Here is a 1,178-nt window from a genome sequence, read left to right as displayed (position 1 = left end):
CTAGTGTCTCGTGATGCTGTTTCCATCACTTTGAGTTGTTTGCGACGAGCTTCTTGATGTTGGTCTGGATGAGGCGGACCTTCGCCAGGATCTCGCCGACGGTCGCGGTCCAAGTGAAGGGCCTGGCCTCGGAGTTCCAGGAGTCGATGTAGTGGCGGATCTGTGTGATCAGGACGTTGACGCTGGCGAAGGTGCCGCGGCGGATCGACTGCCGGGTCAGGATTCCGAACCAGGTCTCGATCTGATTTATCCAGGAAGATCCGACGGGGGTGAAGTGAAAGTGGACGTGGGAGTTCTTGGCCAGCCATGCCTTCACGTCCGGTGTGGTGTGCGTGGAGAGGTTGTCCAGGACGACGTGGATCTCCTTTCCCGCATGCGGCTTCACCGCTTTCTTCAGAAAGGCCAGGAAGTCCTGTCCGTTCCGGCTCGGCTTGCACTCGCCGATGACTTCGCCGGTGCCGACGTTGAGGGCGGCGAACAGGTTCGTGGTGCCGTGCCGTACGTAGTCGTGGGTGCGCTTCTCGGTGGCTGCGAAGGCGACCGGCAGCACCGGCTGGGTGCGGTCCAGCGCCTGGATCTGCGTCTTCTCGTCGATCGAGAGCACGACCGCGCCACCGGGCGGGGCGAGGTAGAGGCCGACCACGTCGGCCACTTTCTCCGCGAACGCGGGGTCCCTGGAAATCTTGAAGGTGCCGTGACAGTGCGGCTTCAGCTGTTCCTCGCGCCAGAGCCGCGCGATGTAATGCCAGGACACGGTGATGTTCTCGGTCCGCTTCAGGTACTTCGCCAACTCGCGCGTCGACCAGTGCGAAAGCCCGGTGCAGGCCGGCGGTGTCATGCGCGTCAGAGCAATCACCCGCGCCCGAACCCGCGCCGGTACCTGTTCCCGGGCCCCACCGGGACGATCGCCTTCCAGCCCGGCCAGCCCGCGCTGGGAATAACGAGTCTTCCAGCGGTCCACGGTCGGCAGCGACACCCCGAGCAACTCGGCAATGTCCTTGCGCCGCCGTCCCTCGCCCGACCACAGCACGATCCGGGCCCGCGCGGCCAAGTCCGCAGGCACATTCCGGCTATTCGCCAACTCCCGCAACTCGGCGGCCTGTTCCACGGAAAGCTCCATGCCAGCACCAACGAGACACACAAGATCACGTAACGCTGACGGGATCACGAGACACTAG

General features: G+C 64.0%; 1 protein-coding gene. It reads right to left on the bottom strand.

Annotated features, from left to right (window positions below):
• Window positions 1-25 precede the first annotated feature (25 nt).
• Complete coding sequence (locus ABTZ94_RS37620) at window positions 26-1,120, bottom strand: IS630 family transposase (protein WP_351207979.1); 1,095 nt, start codon at window positions 1,118-1,120, stop codon at window positions 26-28.
• Between the last annotated feature and the right edge of the window lie 58 nt (window positions 1,121-1,178).

Origin of the sequence: Streptomyces sp. NPDC002785, assembly GCF_040295565.1 — a bacterium.
Lineage (GTDB): Bacteria > Actinomycetota > Actinomycetes > Streptomycetales > Streptomycetaceae > Streptomyces.
The sequence above is the reverse complement of the archived record's forward strand: the minus strand, read 5'-3'. Positions and strand labels throughout refer to the sequence as shown.